At 52.7% G+C, this 15,494-nt stretch carries 24 protein-coding genes; 18 read left to right on the top strand and 6 right to left on the bottom strand.

The window, feature by feature from the left end:
* Window positions 1-162 precede the first annotated feature (162 nt).
* The gene (locus NDQ72_11025) at window positions 163-1,602 is read right to left on the bottom strand and encodes a hypothetical protein (protein ID WKD26607.1); all 1,440 of its coding nucleotides are present in this window, start codon (window positions 1,600-1,602) and stop codon (window positions 163-165) included.
* On the bottom strand, window positions 1,602-2,636 hold the full coding sequence (locus tag NDQ72_11030) for a PriCT-2 domain-containing protein (GenBank protein ID WKD26608.1): 1,035 nt from the start codon (window positions 2,634-2,636) through the stop codon (window positions 1,602-1,604). The genes NDQ72_11025 and NDQ72_11030 overlap by 1 nt, the downstream gene beginning before the upstream one ends.
* Before the next feature lie 250 nt (window positions 2,637-2,886).
* Between NDQ72_11030 and NDQ72_11035 the strand changes: the two genes are divergently transcribed.
* Complete coding sequence (locus tag NDQ72_11035; GenBank protein WKD26609.1) at window positions 2,887-3,375, top strand: hypothetical protein; 489 nt, start codon at window positions 2,887-2,889, stop codon at window positions 3,373-3,375.
* Between the two features lie 2 nt (window positions 3,376-3,377).
* Here the strand turns inward: NDQ72_11035 and NDQ72_11040 are convergent, their stop codons facing one another.
* The 3 genes from NDQ72_11040 to NDQ72_11050 form a co-directional block, all read right to left on the bottom strand.
* On the bottom strand, window positions 3,378-3,584 hold the full coding sequence (locus NDQ72_11040) for a TraR/DksA C4-type zinc finger protein (GenBank protein WKD26610.1): 207 nt from the start codon (window positions 3,582-3,584) through the stop codon (window positions 3,378-3,380).
* Window positions 3,577-4,083 (bottom strand): hypothetical protein, encoded by a 507-nt coding sequence (locus tag NDQ72_11045; protein WKD26611.1) that lies wholly within the window; start codon window positions 4,081-4,083, stop codon window positions 3,577-3,579. Before NDQ72_11045 ends, NDQ72_11040 begins: the two co-directional genes overlap by 8 nt.
* A gap of 201 nt (window positions 4,084-4,284) precedes the next feature.
* A complete protein-coding gene (locus NDQ72_11050) occupies window positions 4,285-4,512 on the bottom strand; it encodes a hypothetical protein (protein WKD26612.1) in 228 nt (75 codons plus the stop codon).
* 32 nt (window positions 4,513-4,544) lie between these two features.
* Between NDQ72_11050 and NDQ72_11055 the strand changes: the two genes are divergently transcribed.
* The 16 genes from NDQ72_11055 to NDQ72_11130 all read left to right on the top strand — a co-directional run bounded on the left by NDQ72_11055 (window position 4,545) and on the right by NDQ72_11130 (window position 13,891).
* Window positions 4,545-5,288, top strand: coding sequence for a S24 family peptidase (locus tag NDQ72_11055; GenBank protein WKD26613.1), 744 nt, complete (start codon window positions 4,545-4,547; stop codon window positions 5,286-5,288).
* A gap of 112 nt (window positions 5,289-5,400) precedes the next feature.
* On the top strand, window positions 5,401-5,598 hold the full coding sequence (locus NDQ72_11060) for a hypothetical protein (protein WKD26614.1): 198 nt from the start codon (window positions 5,401-5,403) through the stop codon (window positions 5,596-5,598).
* Window positions 5,595-6,164 (top strand): hypothetical protein, encoded by a 570-nt coding sequence (locus NDQ72_11065; GenBank protein ID WKD26615.1) that lies wholly within the window; start codon window positions 5,595-5,597, stop codon window positions 6,162-6,164. Before NDQ72_11060 ends, NDQ72_11065 begins: the two co-directional genes overlap by 4 nt.
* On the top strand, window positions 6,161-6,487 hold the full coding sequence (locus NDQ72_11070) for a hypothetical protein (GenBank protein ID WKD26616.1): 327 nt from the start codon (window positions 6,161-6,163) through the stop codon (window positions 6,485-6,487). The genes NDQ72_11065 and NDQ72_11070 overlap by 4 nt, the downstream gene beginning before the upstream one ends.
* Window positions 6,484-6,804: a phage antirepressor KilAC domain-containing protein gene (locus tag NDQ72_11075; protein ID WKD26617.1), complete on the top strand. Its 321-nt coding sequence runs from the start codon at window positions 6,484-6,486 to the stop codon at window positions 6,802-6,804. The genes NDQ72_11070 and NDQ72_11075 overlap by 4 nt, the downstream gene beginning before the upstream one ends.
* Before the next feature lie 85 nt (window positions 6,805-6,889).
* Window positions 6,890-7,243: a hypothetical protein gene (locus NDQ72_11080; protein WKD26618.1), complete on the top strand. Its 354-nt coding sequence runs from the start codon at window positions 6,890-6,892 to the stop codon at window positions 7,241-7,243.
* 28 nt (window positions 7,244-7,271) lie between these two features.
* Entirely contained in the window at window positions 7,272-7,514 is a 243-nt protein-coding gene (locus tag NDQ72_11085; protein WKD26619.1) for a hypothetical protein, read from the top strand.
* A 60-nt stretch (window positions 7,515-7,574) separates the two neighbouring features.
* A complete protein-coding gene (locus NDQ72_11090) occupies window positions 7,575-8,375 on the top strand; it encodes a YfdQ family protein (protein ID WKD26620.1) in 801 nt (266 codons plus the stop codon).
* Window positions 8,376-8,461: 86 nt separating this feature from the next.
* Window positions 8,462-9,115 carry a hypothetical protein gene (locus NDQ72_11095; GenBank protein ID WKD26621.1) on the top strand — a complete coding sequence of 218 codons (654 nt, stop codon included), beginning with the start codon at window positions 8,462-8,464 and terminating at the stop codon, window positions 9,113-9,115.
* Entirely contained in the window at window positions 9,112-9,357 is a 246-nt protein-coding gene (locus NDQ72_11100) for a hypothetical protein (protein ID WKD26622.1), read from the top strand. The genes NDQ72_11095 and NDQ72_11100 overlap by 4 nt, the downstream gene beginning before the upstream one ends.
* Entirely contained in the window at window positions 9,354-9,572 is a 219-nt protein-coding gene (locus NDQ72_11105; GenBank protein WKD26623.1) for a hypothetical protein, read from the top strand. The genes NDQ72_11100 and NDQ72_11105 overlap by 4 nt, the downstream gene beginning before the upstream one ends.
* Entirely contained in the window at window positions 9,569-10,024 is a 456-nt protein-coding gene (locus NDQ72_11110) for a hypothetical protein (protein WKD26624.1), read from the top strand. Before NDQ72_11105 ends, NDQ72_11110 begins: the two co-directional genes overlap by 4 nt.
* On the top strand, window positions 10,021-10,542 hold the full coding sequence (locus NDQ72_11115) for a hypothetical protein (GenBank protein WKD26625.1): 522 nt from the start codon (window positions 10,021-10,023) through the stop codon (window positions 10,540-10,542). Before NDQ72_11110 ends, NDQ72_11115 begins: the two co-directional genes overlap by 4 nt.
* Window positions 10,539-11,348, top strand: a complete 810-nt coding sequence (locus NDQ72_11120; protein WKD26626.1) for a hypothetical protein — start codon at window positions 10,539-10,541, stop codon at window positions 11,346-11,348. The genes NDQ72_11115 and NDQ72_11120 overlap by 4 nt, the downstream gene beginning before the upstream one ends.
* 150 nt (window positions 11,349-11,498) lie before the next feature.
* Window positions 11,499-12,656, top strand: coding sequence for a site-specific integrase (locus NDQ72_11125; protein ID WKD26627.1), 1,158 nt, complete (start codon window positions 11,499-11,501; stop codon window positions 12,654-12,656).
* Window positions 12,657-12,877: 221 nt separating this feature from the next.
* Window positions 12,878-13,891, top strand: a complete 1,014-nt coding sequence (locus tag NDQ72_11130) for a hypothetical protein (GenBank protein WKD26628.1) — start codon at window positions 12,878-12,880, stop codon at window positions 13,889-13,891.
* A 128-nt stretch (window positions 13,892-14,019) separates the two neighbouring features.
* Here NDQ72_11130 and NDQ72_11135 read toward each other — a convergent pair whose 3' ends face one another.
* Window positions 14,020-14,781 carry an SDR family oxidoreductase gene (locus NDQ72_11135; GenBank protein WKD26629.1) on the bottom strand — a complete coding sequence of 254 codons (762 nt, stop codon included), beginning with the start codon at window positions 14,779-14,781 and terminating at the stop codon, window positions 14,020-14,022.
* Window positions 14,782-15,010: 229 nt separating this feature from the next.
* Here NDQ72_11135 and NDQ72_11140 point away from each other — a divergent pair, with 229 nt between their 5' ends.
* A complete protein-coding gene (locus tag NDQ72_11140; GenBank protein ID WKD26630.1) occupies window positions 15,011-15,481 on the top strand; it encodes an FxsA family protein in 471 nt (156 codons plus the stop codon).
* Window positions 15,482-15,494 lie beyond the last annotated feature (13 nt).

Raw genomic sequence — 15,494 nt, forward strand, 5'->3', positions numbered from 1 at the left:
AAGGAAGTAAATATAAATGTGCGCGCCCGCGTGCGCGTATACGTGCGCGAAATACCTGTGACACCTGTGACACCTGTGACACGACTGAATCATAAGCACTTTTTATAATGCAGACCTGTGACAATACTTGTGACACTCGCTTAAACCTGTGACAGATCATCGTTATTTCTCCACTTCTGGATCGGCACCTGGCCGCAAATAGGGACGAATGCGCTGGCCAGTCAATGAGGAGCGCTGCTGTTTTTGCTTCAGCCAGCCAAGATGGCGCATGATATTGCCCACCCGTCTCTGCTCCTGCATGCCCTGGCGGCCTACATCAAGCCTGAGCGCGTTCTCCATCAGCTCTCGGGTGGTCACCTTGTTTATCGCCTCAGACCTTGCTTGGCCGCTTCGCCAAACTGGGTACGCATTGGCTTGCGCCCTCCCATCCAAGTAGTCGCAGATACGCTCCTCCCATGGATCTTCTAGGTATCGCTGATCCTGCTCCTGTTCAGCTTCCCCTTTTGGCACATCCCACCATTTAAAGCCATCTCGATATCGCTTAAATGCCTCTGCCCATAGCTGAACCCGCCATTGCTCGATATACCCCACATCAGCCTTACGGCAAGCCACAGGTAAAAAGCGCCGGGCACCGGTCGAATCAATCAAATATTCGGTAGCGTTGGTGGTGCCGATAAAGATGCATTGTCTAGGATGAGAGATTGGCCTAACCGCATAAGGCGGCCGGAACTTGTCGTCACGGCGCGTTATCGCCATCTTGACCATTGTAATGTTGGCCTTTGAAAACGACTGCAGCTCGCCGATCTCTACGGCCCATGCGCCTTGAATGGTCAGGAAGAAATCTTTGTTATCAGGCGCTTCAGATAACTCAACGTACCACTGCGCACCGAACAATTGCCGGATACACGTTGATTTACCCAACCCTTGCCCGCCCTCAAGAATTACCATTTCATCAACTTTGCAGCCAGGGTCAATAATGCGCGCTACTGCCGACACCAGCATTGCTTTTCCTAGGTGCGCCGTGTACTCAGTGGCATCCGAACCGAACACACTGGGCATCAGTCCCGTTAAACGATCAACGCCATCCCATGAGGGCAACTGCTCAAGAAAATTTCGCACGGGGTGATAGCGATACTCATCAGCCACTGTCATTGCCGCTTTGTCAGCCGTTGGCACATGCCCCATACCCATACCCATCTTTTGCTGCAACCAGACAAGCGCGTGACCAGCATCAGCATCTCGCCAAGCACCGGCTTCGCCATTGGGGAAAGGCGGGGCTCTCAGCTTATCAACCTCACGCGTGAATTCATTAAAGGCTAACATTCCCTTCCAGTCTGGATGGTGTTTAAAAATCTCGTACGCATTAGATAACTCCGGCTTGATGGCTCCTTTTTCTGTAAAGCGCAAACGATCCATAAGATCGACTGGATCGGCTTGTACCCCATCCTCAGGCTTGCGCCCCACAGGGAGTTCAACCTCGCCTGCCGCAAGGCTTTCGGTAGGGTATAGTGCGCTATCATTCGCCGCCTCAACAGCAGCAAACAGCTGCTGTCTCACGGCATCCAAGCCCTCAGCAACGTGCAGATCATTCCAATCGATCATTAAGCCGCCTCCCCTTTAAAGTGAGGGAAGACCGCCACAACGCGCATGGCTCGCGCCACTTCCTCGGCCTTCTTTCGACCGGGGTTGCCCTCCACCTCCGGATCATCATCACCGCATATCACCACGCGCGCTTGCGAGTGCATTTGGCCCAGCAGTGGCACTACTCGACGCATGTTGCCAGCATTCATCGCCACCGCCACTGGCCAGCCAGTAGCCATGTGGATACTAGCCGCCGTCGCGTAACCCTCAGCCACCGCAACTACTGGCGCATTGCTGGCATCGCCAATGCGGTGCCATGTACCCGACGTACGGCCATGCTTTGGAAAAAGCTTGGTACCTTTAGGCTTAATCACTTGAATCGATACCACGGTGCCGTTCACATCTCTTAACGGAACGACCACATCACCTACTTGAATCCGTAAAAAAGAAATATGGTCAGGCCGAGGGTTAGGCAGATGTTCAAAAAAACGCTTCACCTCACGACCAGGCCATACCTCAGCACGCATAGCCTCATTATCAATACTAATCACCACTGAACATCGAGGAAACCAAACACCGAAAGCTCCTACTTGTTTGGTATCTAGATAGGGTGAGCTACCCTCTCGATGGCAATGCTGCTTGATGAACTGCCGACAGGCGGCGGCAACAGCATCACGCATTGCATCCCGGCGCTTTTCGTCGGCTTCGATCTCAGCCTGTCGAGCCTTACGGCGCTCTTCCTGCTCAGCCTTCATCCGCTTACGATCGGCAGCGCTCATCTCCTTACGCTCACGCTTCCAGCCGTTCGCGGTTGCTAGCTTAATGATGGTACCCAAGCTCACATGCCCTGGTTGCAGGCTACGCCATACACTCTTAGCATCCTTGGCGTTGTAGCTAGCACCACCTTGACTCCATTCATCCCAGGCAAAAAAGCCGTCATCACCGTATTCGGTTTTGACGGCATTGCCGATATTGACCCAGGTTTCACGGTCATCTGCAGGGATATGAGTCAACGCCAAACGCAGCTCATCAAGAGTTAGAAGATCACGCTGCATGGAACACCTCCCCAGCAACGCAACCATTTAAGGGTGGGCACTCATAATGGTCATGAAGTAAGCTTTGAGTTGCGAACACCAAGCCCACTACACAAACCAAGGAGTGCCCATGACAACTGATCGTCGTGATCTGCCACAACCGGCATACACCCCGCCATATAATCCTGACCGTGGCAAAGCGCAGGTACCCACCTCCAAGCGCCCGCCAGCCAAAGGTCCGGGGCAATAGCAAAAAGCCCGAGGAGGCAATATGGATACAGAACAAAGCATTCCACGTACGCGCGACGATATGGAATGGGAAATTAGATCGTCCATTTGCCTTCTCAGCCGCTACCGAAATCTCGCACGAAATGCCGACTTGGCATTGACACTTGTCACGCTGATTGGCCTTAGCAGTGCCGCAGGCTCTATTTTTAATGCGAGCCCCATCTTGGCCAGCGTGGCTGGCGTGCTGCTCACCATTACCACCATTCTGCAGATCGTTTATAAGCCCGCCGAGGCAAAAGTACACGCGGCGGTAAGTCGTAAAATGTACACGGAACTGTGGAGCCAAATGCGTCGACTCACTGATGAAGAGCTCGACGATAAGCTCATCAAGCTGCATGGCGAAGACATCGGTCTTATTGAAGGCCTTCGCCTGGTGGCTGAAATTGATACATCCCTTCAACTGAACCTCGATGACAGTGACCAAGTGAAGCGGCTGACCCGGTGGAATAAATTCCTTCGCTTTTGTAGCTAACATCACCGCTTCTCCCTTCTTGTCTGGCAAGGTACACACGTAACCACACCAGGCAGACGTTCACGGAGGGCGGCGGGGATCTCCTCGCCGCAGTCTTCGCACTCCGTAACCTCAGTTACGCCAGCAGGCACCGCCGCTTGCTGGCGAGCCTTCAGCGCCTGCTCAGTACGCCACTCGATGTAGTCGTTAGCGATATCGGCCTTATCCATGGTTCTCCCCATCAAACCGTTGAGCGCTCACTAGCAGCGCCTGCACCGCGCCAAACAACTGCCCTTTCAGCTTTTCCAGTTCGGCTTTCTCATGGTCGCGATAAACACCATCGCGGCGATGCTCACTGATACGCGTCAGCAGCTCAGACACTTGGCTAGATAGGTTCGCCACCGAGTTAAGCAACTGCTGCTCGCTGCAGTCGTTCGTCGCTTCCTGGTACTCAAACCAATGCGCCCTCGGCACTAAGGCCAGCAGCGAATCCAAAATGCGCGGGTCGCGGGTCGCTTCCAGCACATGCTCCAGATCGTCGATCGACAGTTTGTGGTTATCAGCGTTAGGGTTTAAACGATGCTGCAGCGTGGTCGCAGGCAGGCCGTAAATAGCCGCAATGGCTTTGCCGCCGCCGGGATAATCTCGCGCGGCGTGATACATCGATAAATTGAGGGGCAGGATTTCGCGCTCAGCGCGCTCCCGCGAGGTGGGCCAGATCTTAGACATGGCATTACTCCCGTTCGCATGCCATGCGCAACAGCTCCTCAGTGGTGTATGATAGGAACTGTAGCGCAAGGGGCTTTATTGGTTTGCTCTCTTGCGTTGCGACAAGTCCAGCGAGGGATCAGTCTGTGGTGGGCAGACCCTCGTTGGCACCCGCTGGGTAAGTTGCTTTCGAGCAGCTTATCCAGCACCTCTAACCTTCGGTTAGGCGGCCTCTAATTCTTCCTTGCTAACACCGTAGTGCTGCAATACTTCTGACAGTGAAACAGAACCTTCACTGCCACGGGCCAGCGCACGCATAAATTTCAGTGAAGCACCTCGGCTGCCACTGATCACATGCGCCCTGAGGTACTTAGTGGATGTGCCAACCCGCTCTGCAAACTGCTCAAGTTGGGCTTCATCTTGCTGCTTAAGGTAATCACGAAGCTGCATAGCGTTATCTCCGATAAGTCATGGCATTAAGAATGACACCTAGAGATTATAAAAGCAACACCTTAATGGTTATCGCAACCTTTGAGGTTATGACTAAGAATAACCTCATGAATATACACGACTTGCGATTGAAGCTTCTTCACAAAGTGATGGAGCAGCGTCATATGAATCTGCAAAAATTATCTGACGCACTGGATAGACACCCCAGCCAGTGCAGCAGCTTTGCGGGCAAAAATCCCAGCAAGAATATTGGAGAACGACTTGCACGCCATATCGAAGAAAAGCTAAACCTCCCTGACAATTATCTTGATGACGTAAGGAACCTCGTTTACGGCGTTAGAGATAGTCACGCAGAATACAATCCTGATGATGCCAGTGTGCTCCACCCCGTTGGGCATATGCTGCCTGTTATTGGGATGGCCACAGCAGGCGCCCTCAAGGAGTCATTCGAGGAAGCTGACATCGAAGAATATGTACCCGCCCCAGGCAACTGCAGCAAAAATTCTTTCGTATTGATACTGGACGGTGTATCAATGCTGCCCGATTTCCACCCAAGAGACCGCATTGTTATTGACCCTGATGCTGAATGGATATCTGGTGATGTGGTATATGCCCGCTGCACCCAGACTGATCGTGGAACATTTAAGGAAATACGCTATGAAGATGGCGACTACTACCTATGCGCAAAAAACCCAAAGTGGGAGCCTCAATACATGAAGATGGGCGATACATGGGAAGTGGTTGGCAAGGGGCTTTACTTGGTCAAAAAGCTATAATTCACTTCTGCCGGAAAATATAACCTCTGAGATTATTAACCTTAACGGTTGACAAATCCGTTTTGGTGTACAAAACTCGTTGTCATATCCGCCCCACCAACGGAATATGACAATGCAAACCAATGCCCAACCATGCCGGGTGATCATGCACCCGGCCGCAGGTAACAGCCATATCGCCATCGCGGCCATGCAACACGTCACCGGGCGCGTTGCTGCTCGCCTGACTGGCAAACAATCCCGCACTATCTATCTGCTCACCCCAGAAGAAGCGGCCCGCTACCAGCGCGCACCGCAAGGTGGTGCTGCATGAATATCACTGAATCGACTGCAACGCAGCTGACTATTCGCGGCCTAGATAACCTCGACAGCATCAACGTATTTATCGAAGACATTGCACCAAAAGTTGGCCGCATCACTATCGAGAGCTTTGGTGATGCGTGGTCGCATGCCTGGGGAGGTATGTGGGACGGCTATAGCGCGGCTGAGTTCTTTGCTCGCTGCGATGATGGCTACCTACTAGGTAAATTCGCTCGCGCTAGTAGCAACATGGAATGCATCGATTTTGAAGCGCTTATCGATAAGCTGAAAACTGCAGTTATTGAACAGCGCAAAGATGGTGATATGAGCAGCACTGAAGCTCGCGAAACCTGGGACAAGGTCGAAGAAATAGAGCGTCACGAAGGCATGACAGTTAATGAAATACATGCGATGGACTCTATTGATATTGAGCTTATATCTGACTTGCTTGGCGAGGAGTGGTACCACTCAGTACCCGAAAAACCGAGCAGGGAAGCCCGCCGCTTGAAACTGATCATCCAAGCCGTTCGCGAGGCTTTCATCGCTAAAGGATGGTTTAAGCAGGAGGTGGCCGCATGAACACCATCACCCAACTCCCCGCCCCGGTGCTAACGCAAGCACACCGCGATGCCATGGCCTACATCCAAGGTCTGGCGATCACGATCAGCCTGCAAGGCACTTATGCAGTAAGCACGGAATACTCTGGTCAAGTTCACGAGTTCAGCACCCATGTCCTTCTGTTTAGCGAGATAGAGCAGCGCAACTTCAAAGCGCTCACCACCATAAAGGTACACCTGCCGGGTCGCTGCTCATTGACGGGCGCTCACGCGCTGCAAGAGCTGCAGGCCATGGCCCGAGTACTTGAAGGTTTCCTAACCCCACCTACAGGAGACGCCGCATGAACGCCCCCCAACACCCACAGCCCGCCCGCGTGCTAGGTCACCGTTACACGTTACAAGAAGCTGCAGCGCTTATGGGCACCGGCCGAAATACTCTATGCAAGCGCTTACGCGAGCTCGGCATGCTAGACGCCCACAACGTCGCCACTCGCCCGCACACAAGCACCGGCCGCTTAGTCGTTGAGCTAAAAGTCTATGAAAACCCAGGACTAGGCACCGAGCGACCCTACGGCAAAACGCTGGTCACAGAACGCGGCCTGCTCTACATCGCAAATCGCCTAAGCATCCGCATCCAGCGTGAAGCCGCCAACGACAGCTGACCTATAACCCGTTTCGCGACGCTGCCAATGCAGCGCCGAAAACCAGGCCTAACGGCCACTACCACCACGAAAGAGGAAACCAATCATGGCTAACGAACCCACCTCAACCGACATCAACGCCCTGCTAGACGACTTAGACGCCGGCATCTTCCGCGAAAAGCTAGCCCGAGCCCTTAGCGATGCCGCTGCTGGTTGCGTCGCTCATGGCAAAGCCGCTGACGTCACAATCAAGTTCAGCCTGAAGCAGATCGCGGACAGCTCGCAGGTCGATTGCGCCCACAAGCTCAGCTATGTGGTACCCACTGCCAAAGGCAAGCGCTCTGAGGAGAACACCACTAAAACACCGCTGTATGTAGGGCGCGGCGGCAAGCTCACCCTGTTCCCAGAGAACCAGGGAAAGTTTGAGTTTAACGAGCAATCTTCTACCCAACGCGCCTAACCCACTAGCTACATATAGGTAAAACAATATGGATAACCAACACCGCAAGATCAAAGGCTATCGCGAGCTGAGCCAGGAAGAGATAGACCTCATGAACGAGGTTAAAACCAAGGCTGAAGAAGTCGGCCAGCTTATTGGCAAGCTTGAAAGCTTGAATGCTGATACTGGAGGCCACGCAATTGACATGCGCTGGGTGAACATCGCCCGCACCAACCTGCAGCAAGGCTTTATGGCATTAACGCGATCAGTCGCAAAGCCTGACTTTTTTTAGTAACCGCGCCTAACCAACGCACTCACCCCACCAACGCAAACCAATGCAAAAGGAATGACCATGGACCACCAAGCCATCGAAAAGATTGAAGCCCTCGTTCACGCCGCGACTATCGGCAACCCAGGCACGTTTGAACCCACCCTGCTAGTGCCTGAAGGCTACAAGCTGCAATCGCTAGAGCCGTTCATGGAAGCACCTACCCGCTTCCGTGGCGCCTTTGCAACAAGCTCGATTGAAGACTACGCGAACTACGTAAACGCCGAAGATGAAGCCCGTGTATTCGTTGACATCGACGCCATGCGCGCTAAGTCCTTCTTTGACCTCGGCAACCCAGCAACACCAGGCCATGGAGACCACACCGCTAGCCTACGCCTAGAGAAAACCGGCGCGTTTGAAGCCTGCCTTTCAGCCAACGGCACAAGCTTTGCCCAAAAGGAATTGGCGCACTGGATTGAAGACTGGCACCACTGCATCACCGGGATCGATAGCAACGGCGAAGACCTAACCGCTAAACAGCTCGCCAACGCCGTGCGCAAGATCGAGATCAAAGCAACGCAAGAACGCAGCCATGAAGAAGGCGACTGGAACACCAAGCGTTCAGGCATGGACGCCCTAGATGCCAGCGCTGGAGCCGCCACGCCGGATATCATCCGCTTCCACTGCATACCCTACGAAGGCCTGGCCTACCGCACGTTTGAGGTGCGCGTCTCGATCCTCACCGATGACATCAAGCCCAAGCTGAAGCTGCGAATCATCGGGCTGGAAACTGCTCAGGAAGAAATGGCAAAAGAGTTTAAGCAAGTTCTGGCCGATGAGTTGGAAGAAAACGCCACCTTATTACTGGGCTCATTCAGCAAGTAACCACCAACCCGTTAAGCAGCAACCGCACGACCACCCCGCCGCCACCCACCACGGGCGGCGGGGTTCCACCACCGGAGAGCAAACCAATGCAAACGCATAAACTACTCGCGCACCCGCTATTTGAAGAGCATGACGTTAAAGAAGTATTAGAGCCGTTCGGCTTTGAAGTTCACCTGCACTTTGAAGACCCACCTTGCCCGCAAGAAGAGCCAGAGGCTTGGGCAATATTTGAAAACCAGACCAAAGCTTATCTGGACAATATTACCTACACCCCAACTTACGGCTTTGCTGAGATTGGCCGCTTTGTAAATGAAGACGGTGATATCACTATTATCTCAGTCCGCCCCAAATCTGATTTTGCCATGGCATTGCTCTGGTCAGATACCCGCTTTGAGGATGATCAGATTGATCCCCCTATCGAGGTACTTTTTGAACTCTCTAATGAGCGCAATCGTCAGATCCACGCTGAAGGATTCACCCTAGATCAAGATGATCAATGGACTAAAGGTGAACTGGCCTCACTCGCGTGCAGCTACGCACACCACGCGGCAATCGTCGCCCATGGAATCTTGGGAGCGAACGAGCCTACCTGGCTGCCCAGCAACATGGATAGCAAATGGTGGAAGCCCAGCCTTAACCCGCGCCGCGACCTAGTGAAAGCAGGCGCCCTAATCCTCGCAGAAGTCGAACGCTTAGACCGCGCCGCCGAAAAAGCAGCGGCTGAGGAGAAAGCCGCATGAGCAACCCACAGCAGCAGCCCCTGACGAGCCCACAATACCCACAATTCAAACTGGTAGAATTTAACAAGGTTCGCCAAATGCGCGGCACTGAAGCGGCCCGCATTGAGATCATCTATGCCGAAGGCGACCACGATTGGCTCTGGATGTCTGCTGGCGACCTGCACGGCAACATCCGCCAGTTCGGCGAGCATGAAGCTTTAACCGAAGCACTCAAGGCCTACGGCCAAGGGGGCCGGGGATGATGATGCTGAACGCCATTCGAATCAGGCAGCTTAGAGCCAGAGCACGCCGCCTCTATATCTCATATGCAACTGCCTATGACCACCTAGATTGCGGCAACCACCTAGCCGACCACATCACATGCGGACGCCGCAAACGCCTGGCCAAGGCATTTAACGCCACGGTAGACAAGCTGGAATTTCTTGGCGATAACCCACCCAAGGAGCGTCTGTTATGAGCTATGAAACATGGCGTATCACGTTTCAAGACTCCGAGCAGGCCGCGAAAGCGGCCTTTGAAGAATCCCAGCGATGGGAACGGCTATTTGCTTCAGTGATCATGGCATTAGTTGGGGTAGGCAAAGCCGCTGGCGTCCGAGGAGAAGACCAGCTCAACGGCAACCTTGAAATTCTCATTGCTATCGAAAAGCTGAAAGAGCGTAGGGAGAAGTGGAAAGCCCGGGCGCTCAAGGCCGAAGCAATTCAGATAGCAATTGATGAAATGCCCGCAGAGAGCCTCAAGGCTCTTTGCGTTGACCAGCAACAGCAAGGCTGCCTGCGAGTGTCAGAAGAGCTACGTAACGGCCCCATTGATTGGAACAAGTTCGGCGACCATCCCAGAGAGCAAGCCGCCAACGTCGCTATCCTGGTGGGCAATCAGATTAGAAGAGATGCTGGAGGTGGGGTATGACGCTGGATGAACTTCAAAAAGAGTATCGCGAAGCTATTGTTGAAGATACCGACCTATTTGATTTATTCGACATTTATTTTGATGAATCCGAGCGTGACCATACTCACTTCCGTGAAAGCGGTACTCGTGAGTTACTTGAAATATGGAAAACTCTATTTGGACAGAATATCGAAGTTGAATCGCCAATTTGGTGCCTTTTAGCATCATATGAAGGGAGTCACGAACAAAGATTGCTTCGTTTTTTGGATAAACTTGTCGGCATTAGAAGCGGTTCATTTGAGACTCTGTTCTATACAGCCTATGAAGATCTGGAAAATGGCAGACTAATCAAACCGCTAGGCTTGAACGGGCTTTGCGAGTTTTTAAATAAGGCGGACAATAAAACTTTAAAGGGTACCTTCGATGAGCTTTCAGAAATGTGCTCGAAAGGCGACAGGGAACCCGACAGAACAACCACAGCTGTTAAGGAAGAAGGCGATGCTCTGCAGGACTACCAAGCAAACGGGGGCACCCAATGAAAGAACACGGCAAACTATTCAGCACGGCCATGGTGCAAGCCTTCCTCGGGGGGCGCAAAAACCAAACCCGCCGCACCGTCGATGCTCACAACTCCCTGGTCGACGGCAACGGCATTAGCAAAAAGCGGTGGGAGGCTGCAGGGTTCGACCTCGCCAACGCGTCGATCGACAACGGCCCATCGCCTGCAGGCAACCCAGGCCCGTACCTAAAAGCCACTTGCGCGGAAGCTACTACCCACCGGATTTACTCACGTGTCCAGCCAGGTGATCGGATTTGGGTTAAAGAAGCCCATGCGTTTGTACCAGAGCCAGCCTATCGCCGAAGCGTTGGCATCGTTCAAACGATTAATCCTGATGACGACTATGAAGCCTGCGTATACCGCGAGAACTTCGATTTCGATGGGGCACCTAGCTTCCCATGGCGACCTTCAATGTTCATGCCACGCTGGGCAGCCCGCCTAGTGTTTGATGTGATAAGCGTCAGACTGGAAAGACTCAACGACATGGAAGGCCAGCACCCATTAGATAGCGATGCAATCGGAGAAGGAATATTTAAGATTCACCACTGGCGAGGCGAATACTACTACAGCGCCTTTAACAGCAAGCCTGACCCTAGAAATTGGCAAGACCCCACGGATGCATTCAAAGAGCTTTGGGAATCCATCAACGGCCCTGACTCATGGCAGGCCAACCCACCGGTCTGGATCTACGACCTACAGCCCGTTGGCATTAAGTCCAAAACGATGCCAAGCCAAGGCGCACCCGCTGAATGCACACTATTAGGAGGCGGCAATGCTACCGATTGATCACGTCACGATTGAGCGTTTCAGCGAGCTCACCGGCTACAGCGAGTTTGCCATTAGATCAAAGATCAAGCGTGGTGATTGGCGACTGGGTGATCAGTTCTTTAAAGCGCCGGACGGTCGGATATTAATGTCATTAGAAGGGTATGCACGATGGGTAACAAAGGGAGCAGTTACGAAGGGGTCCGGATCGCTTCGACCAGCAGTATCGAAATCGACTTCTACTACCAGGGCACCCGCTGCCGCGAACGGCTCAAGCTCGAGCCCACCACCGCTAACATGAAGAAAGCGGCGCGCCATCGCGCCGCGGTTATTTCATCGATCGACGCCGACACGTTTGATTACCAAGTTACCTTCCCCCGCAGCAAGAATGCACGCAAGTTCATGCGCCAGGATCGGCTTGATACTTACCTGCGGCAGTGGCTCAATCTAAAGCGGCCCACTCACAAGGCCTCAACGATCAAAACCTACACCACTATTATTGAGCGGCAATTGATCCCTCAGTTCGGCAAGTTTCTACTTGCCGAAGTCACACGCCCCCAAGTGCGCACGTGGGTAGCCTCGCTTAGTTGCGGCAACAAGCGCCTGGCCAATATCGTGATGGTTCTGCGGTCGGCGCTAGACGATGCCGTCAATGACGAACTTCTCGATTCAAACCCTCTCCACGGATGGAACTACCGCTTGAAAGAAGCACCAGGGCCAAAGAAAGGCCCTGATCCTTTCACACGTGAAGAGCAAGCGGCGATCCTAGCTGCAGCGCGAGACAATATACGCCCACTGTTCCAATTCGCATTCTGGACCGGCCTTAGACCGAGTGAGTACATCGCGCTGGAATGGGGAGACATTGATTGGCATAGGATGGAAATCACCGTAAACAAATCCATCACGGCGGCCGCTAAAGGAGAAGCAGAAGACACAAAAACAACTGCAGGCAGACGCACCGTCGCCCTGCTACCTCCGGCGGCCCAGGCGCTCAAAGCACAAATGCAATACACCAGGCTTCACCCCAGTGGCCGCATCTTCTTGTGGCCGCGCAGCCAAAAGCCACTCAGCGGCGACAACGATATAAGGGAAAAGCTTTGGCGCCCGGTTGTGATTCGCTCAGGTGTTCGCTACAGAACGCTCTACCAGACGCGGCACACTTTCGGTTCAATGATGCTATCAGCAGGCGAGCCGCTAGCTTGGGTTAGCAAGCAGATGGGGCACCGAGACGTGGTGTTCACCGCCCGCACCTACGCACAATGGATACCCAACACCTCCCCCGAGCTGGGCCTTCGCGCAGTCGAGATGTTCGGGGGTAGTCAGCTTTAAGTCAGAATGTTAAGGTAACTATCTGAATTGGTGTGGTACAGAGAAAGTTCGAGTCTCCCCATCCGCACCAATTTAAAGGTCTTTACCTTCGAAAAATTCGGTAGCTTTATGCTAACCGAATTTTTTTGTTTTACGATCCTGCATAAACCGATTAGCTGACCTCAGTCTGTTTTTGAGTTAGGTTAGCAGCTAACAACCTTATCGCTTCCAGGATCTCTTCGATGAAACCAGTGCTCGCTGTCTTTTTCCTTGGCGTATTTTGCGCACTGTCGCCAAACACCTATTCTGCCGAAACCTATGCTACCGAGGAAGATAGCGACAGCGACCTACCCGAGTGGGCTGAAACACGCGTTGAGCCATTTCGCGCAAGCATTGGCAACTGGGTAGACAACACGTCGAGAAACATTGACTCTTTTTTTGGTGGTGATCAATCCGCTTCTGCCGACAACAGATCTTATCTCCGCCTTGGCCAGGAAATCGACTGGATGGAAGGCGAAGGCACTAACGGTGATATTAGTGTGCGTTATCGCATCGATCTTCCCACGACAGAAGACCGCCTTCGCTTAATCATTGAAAGTGATCCAGAAGAATCACAAGGCACGCTGGCTGAACAAGGCTCTGGGCGGCTCTATAACGACCAGCGCGATCGTAGAACATCAACATTCGGCCTTGACTGGTTAGAAAGCAGAGACAAACGTGAGCACTGGAGCAACCGCTTTGGCGCTGGCGTTCGCCTTCGCCTGCCTCTTGACCCCTATGTCCGTTTTACCAGCGAACGCCTGTGGGACTTAAAGGATAGCCCCTGGCAGCTAGAATCATTTAATCGACTATCCTGGTTTAACAACTCAGGTTATTCAGCACGCACCGAGTGGGATCTTGGCCGCCCATTATCCACCAATCGCCACCTGCGATTTATTACCAACGTGCAGTGGCGTGAGGAAGAGGACACGCTTGAGTACAGCGAGGTAGTGCAGCTCAACCAGCGCTTAAACAGCCGTAGCGCACTTCGCTACTCAGCTATCGCCATTGGTGAAAGCGTGTCTAGCCCACGAATGACAAACTACTACCTGCAAACCCGCTACCGTAGAGATATCCATAAAGGAATACTGTTTGCAGATGTCATTCCAGAACTGCATTTTCAGCGAGAGGTTAGCTACGACCCCCGCTGGGCGATGACATTACGGGTAGAAATGTACTTCCAGCGCGAGCTTCAGCGCGATCACTTCCACTTCTAGCCATTAGTGCCCCACCGCGGACACACGATAGGCCATTAGCAGTTCTGCCAATGGCCTATTAGTGAGTTGTCACCGTTAACAGCGATACTAGCCGCAACCGTTATTGGCAATAGCTGATATTTAGTGATTTAAAGCCGCAAGCCACCGTCACACTCGATAATTCGCGCCGTGAAGTAATCATTTTCAAAAATGAAAGCGACGCTTTTCGCGATGTCATCAGGATTACCCAACCGCTTAAGAGGCACACTGGAAGAGATTCTTTCCAACATATCGGGACGCATGGAAGCTGTCATGTCGGTCCCAACAAACCCTGGTGCCACGGTTCCAGTACGAATACCGTAACGGGCAAGCTCTTTGCCCCAAGCAACGGTCAACGCATGTACACCAGCTTTGGCAGCAGCGTAATTACTTTGCCCCATATTTCCGGCTCGGGAGATGCTTGAAATATTGACAATAACGCCCTGGTGCCCAGCTTCTACCATCTGCGTTGCCGCCTCCCGCCCGCACAGGAAAACGCCGGTTAAATTAACATCAAGCACTTTCTGCCAAGCGGATAGCGACATGCGTTTTTCAACTACCCCTTCTTTTGCTTTGATCAGCAAGCCATCGTCAGTGATCCCTGCATTATTAATACAACCGCTTACCGGCCCCATGCGGGCCGCAATGTCAGCAAATGCCTGCTGCACTGACTGCTCATCGGCCACATTTGTCACGAAGGCGTGCGCTTGAATATCTTGAGACGCTAACACCGATACTGCCTCATCCAATGCCTCTGCACTCATATCCAAAAGCGCTAACCGGGCACCTTGATTACCTAGCCGCTCCGCCATAGCAAAACCCAGACCGCGGGCTCCCCCGGTAATCGCGATCACTTTATTTGTCAGATTCACCTGATTCTCCTTAGACCGATACTTATAAAGACCGATACTTTAAATTGCTTGCTAAGCGCCACCTATCTCGCCTCGTAAAATGGCACCATTGTGCATCGCAGCATAGAAGTTATTGAGCGAAATATCGAGCATTAGAACACATACGTAAGCAAGCTAACCGAACGTTGGCTGCTTGTTTTCGTGATTTCTGCCACCATATTGACGAATTACGTTTGTTATGGAGTCTGTCATGCCCATTCTTCTTTTTATATCGCTGTTTACGTTAGTTGATTTTGTACTACTGTTTTCGATCGGTAGCCAAATTGGTTTATTAACCACCCTACTTCTAATACTGGGCACTGGCTTCATTGGTCTACACCTCATTCGCAAAGAGGGTGTTTCCACTCTGGCGCGCGCGCGACAGCGCATGCAAGTGGGTGAAATTCCCTCTCAAGAACTGTTTACCGGGGCCGCACTGATTTTCGGTGGTGCCCTACTTTTGGCCCCTGGCTTTCTCTCTGACGCGCTAGGCATCGCCTGTCTGCTGCCTAACGCTCGCCAGTTATTATTTAAAGCCCTCACTTGGCTAGGCTTAAAAAGCACTGCTGACCAACAGCAGCAGGCAAGCTACGAACAGGCCCATACATCACGCTCAAGCAGTCAAGAAGGGCCGATTGAAGGTGAATTCATTAGCCGCGATGAAACAGCAAGGCGGCGCTGAAGGCTCATCGAAG

Source organism: Halomonas sp. KG2 (assembly GCA_030440445.1).
Taxonomy (GTDB): Bacteria; Pseudomonadota; Gammaproteobacteria; order Pseudomonadales; family Halomonadaceae; genus Vreelandella.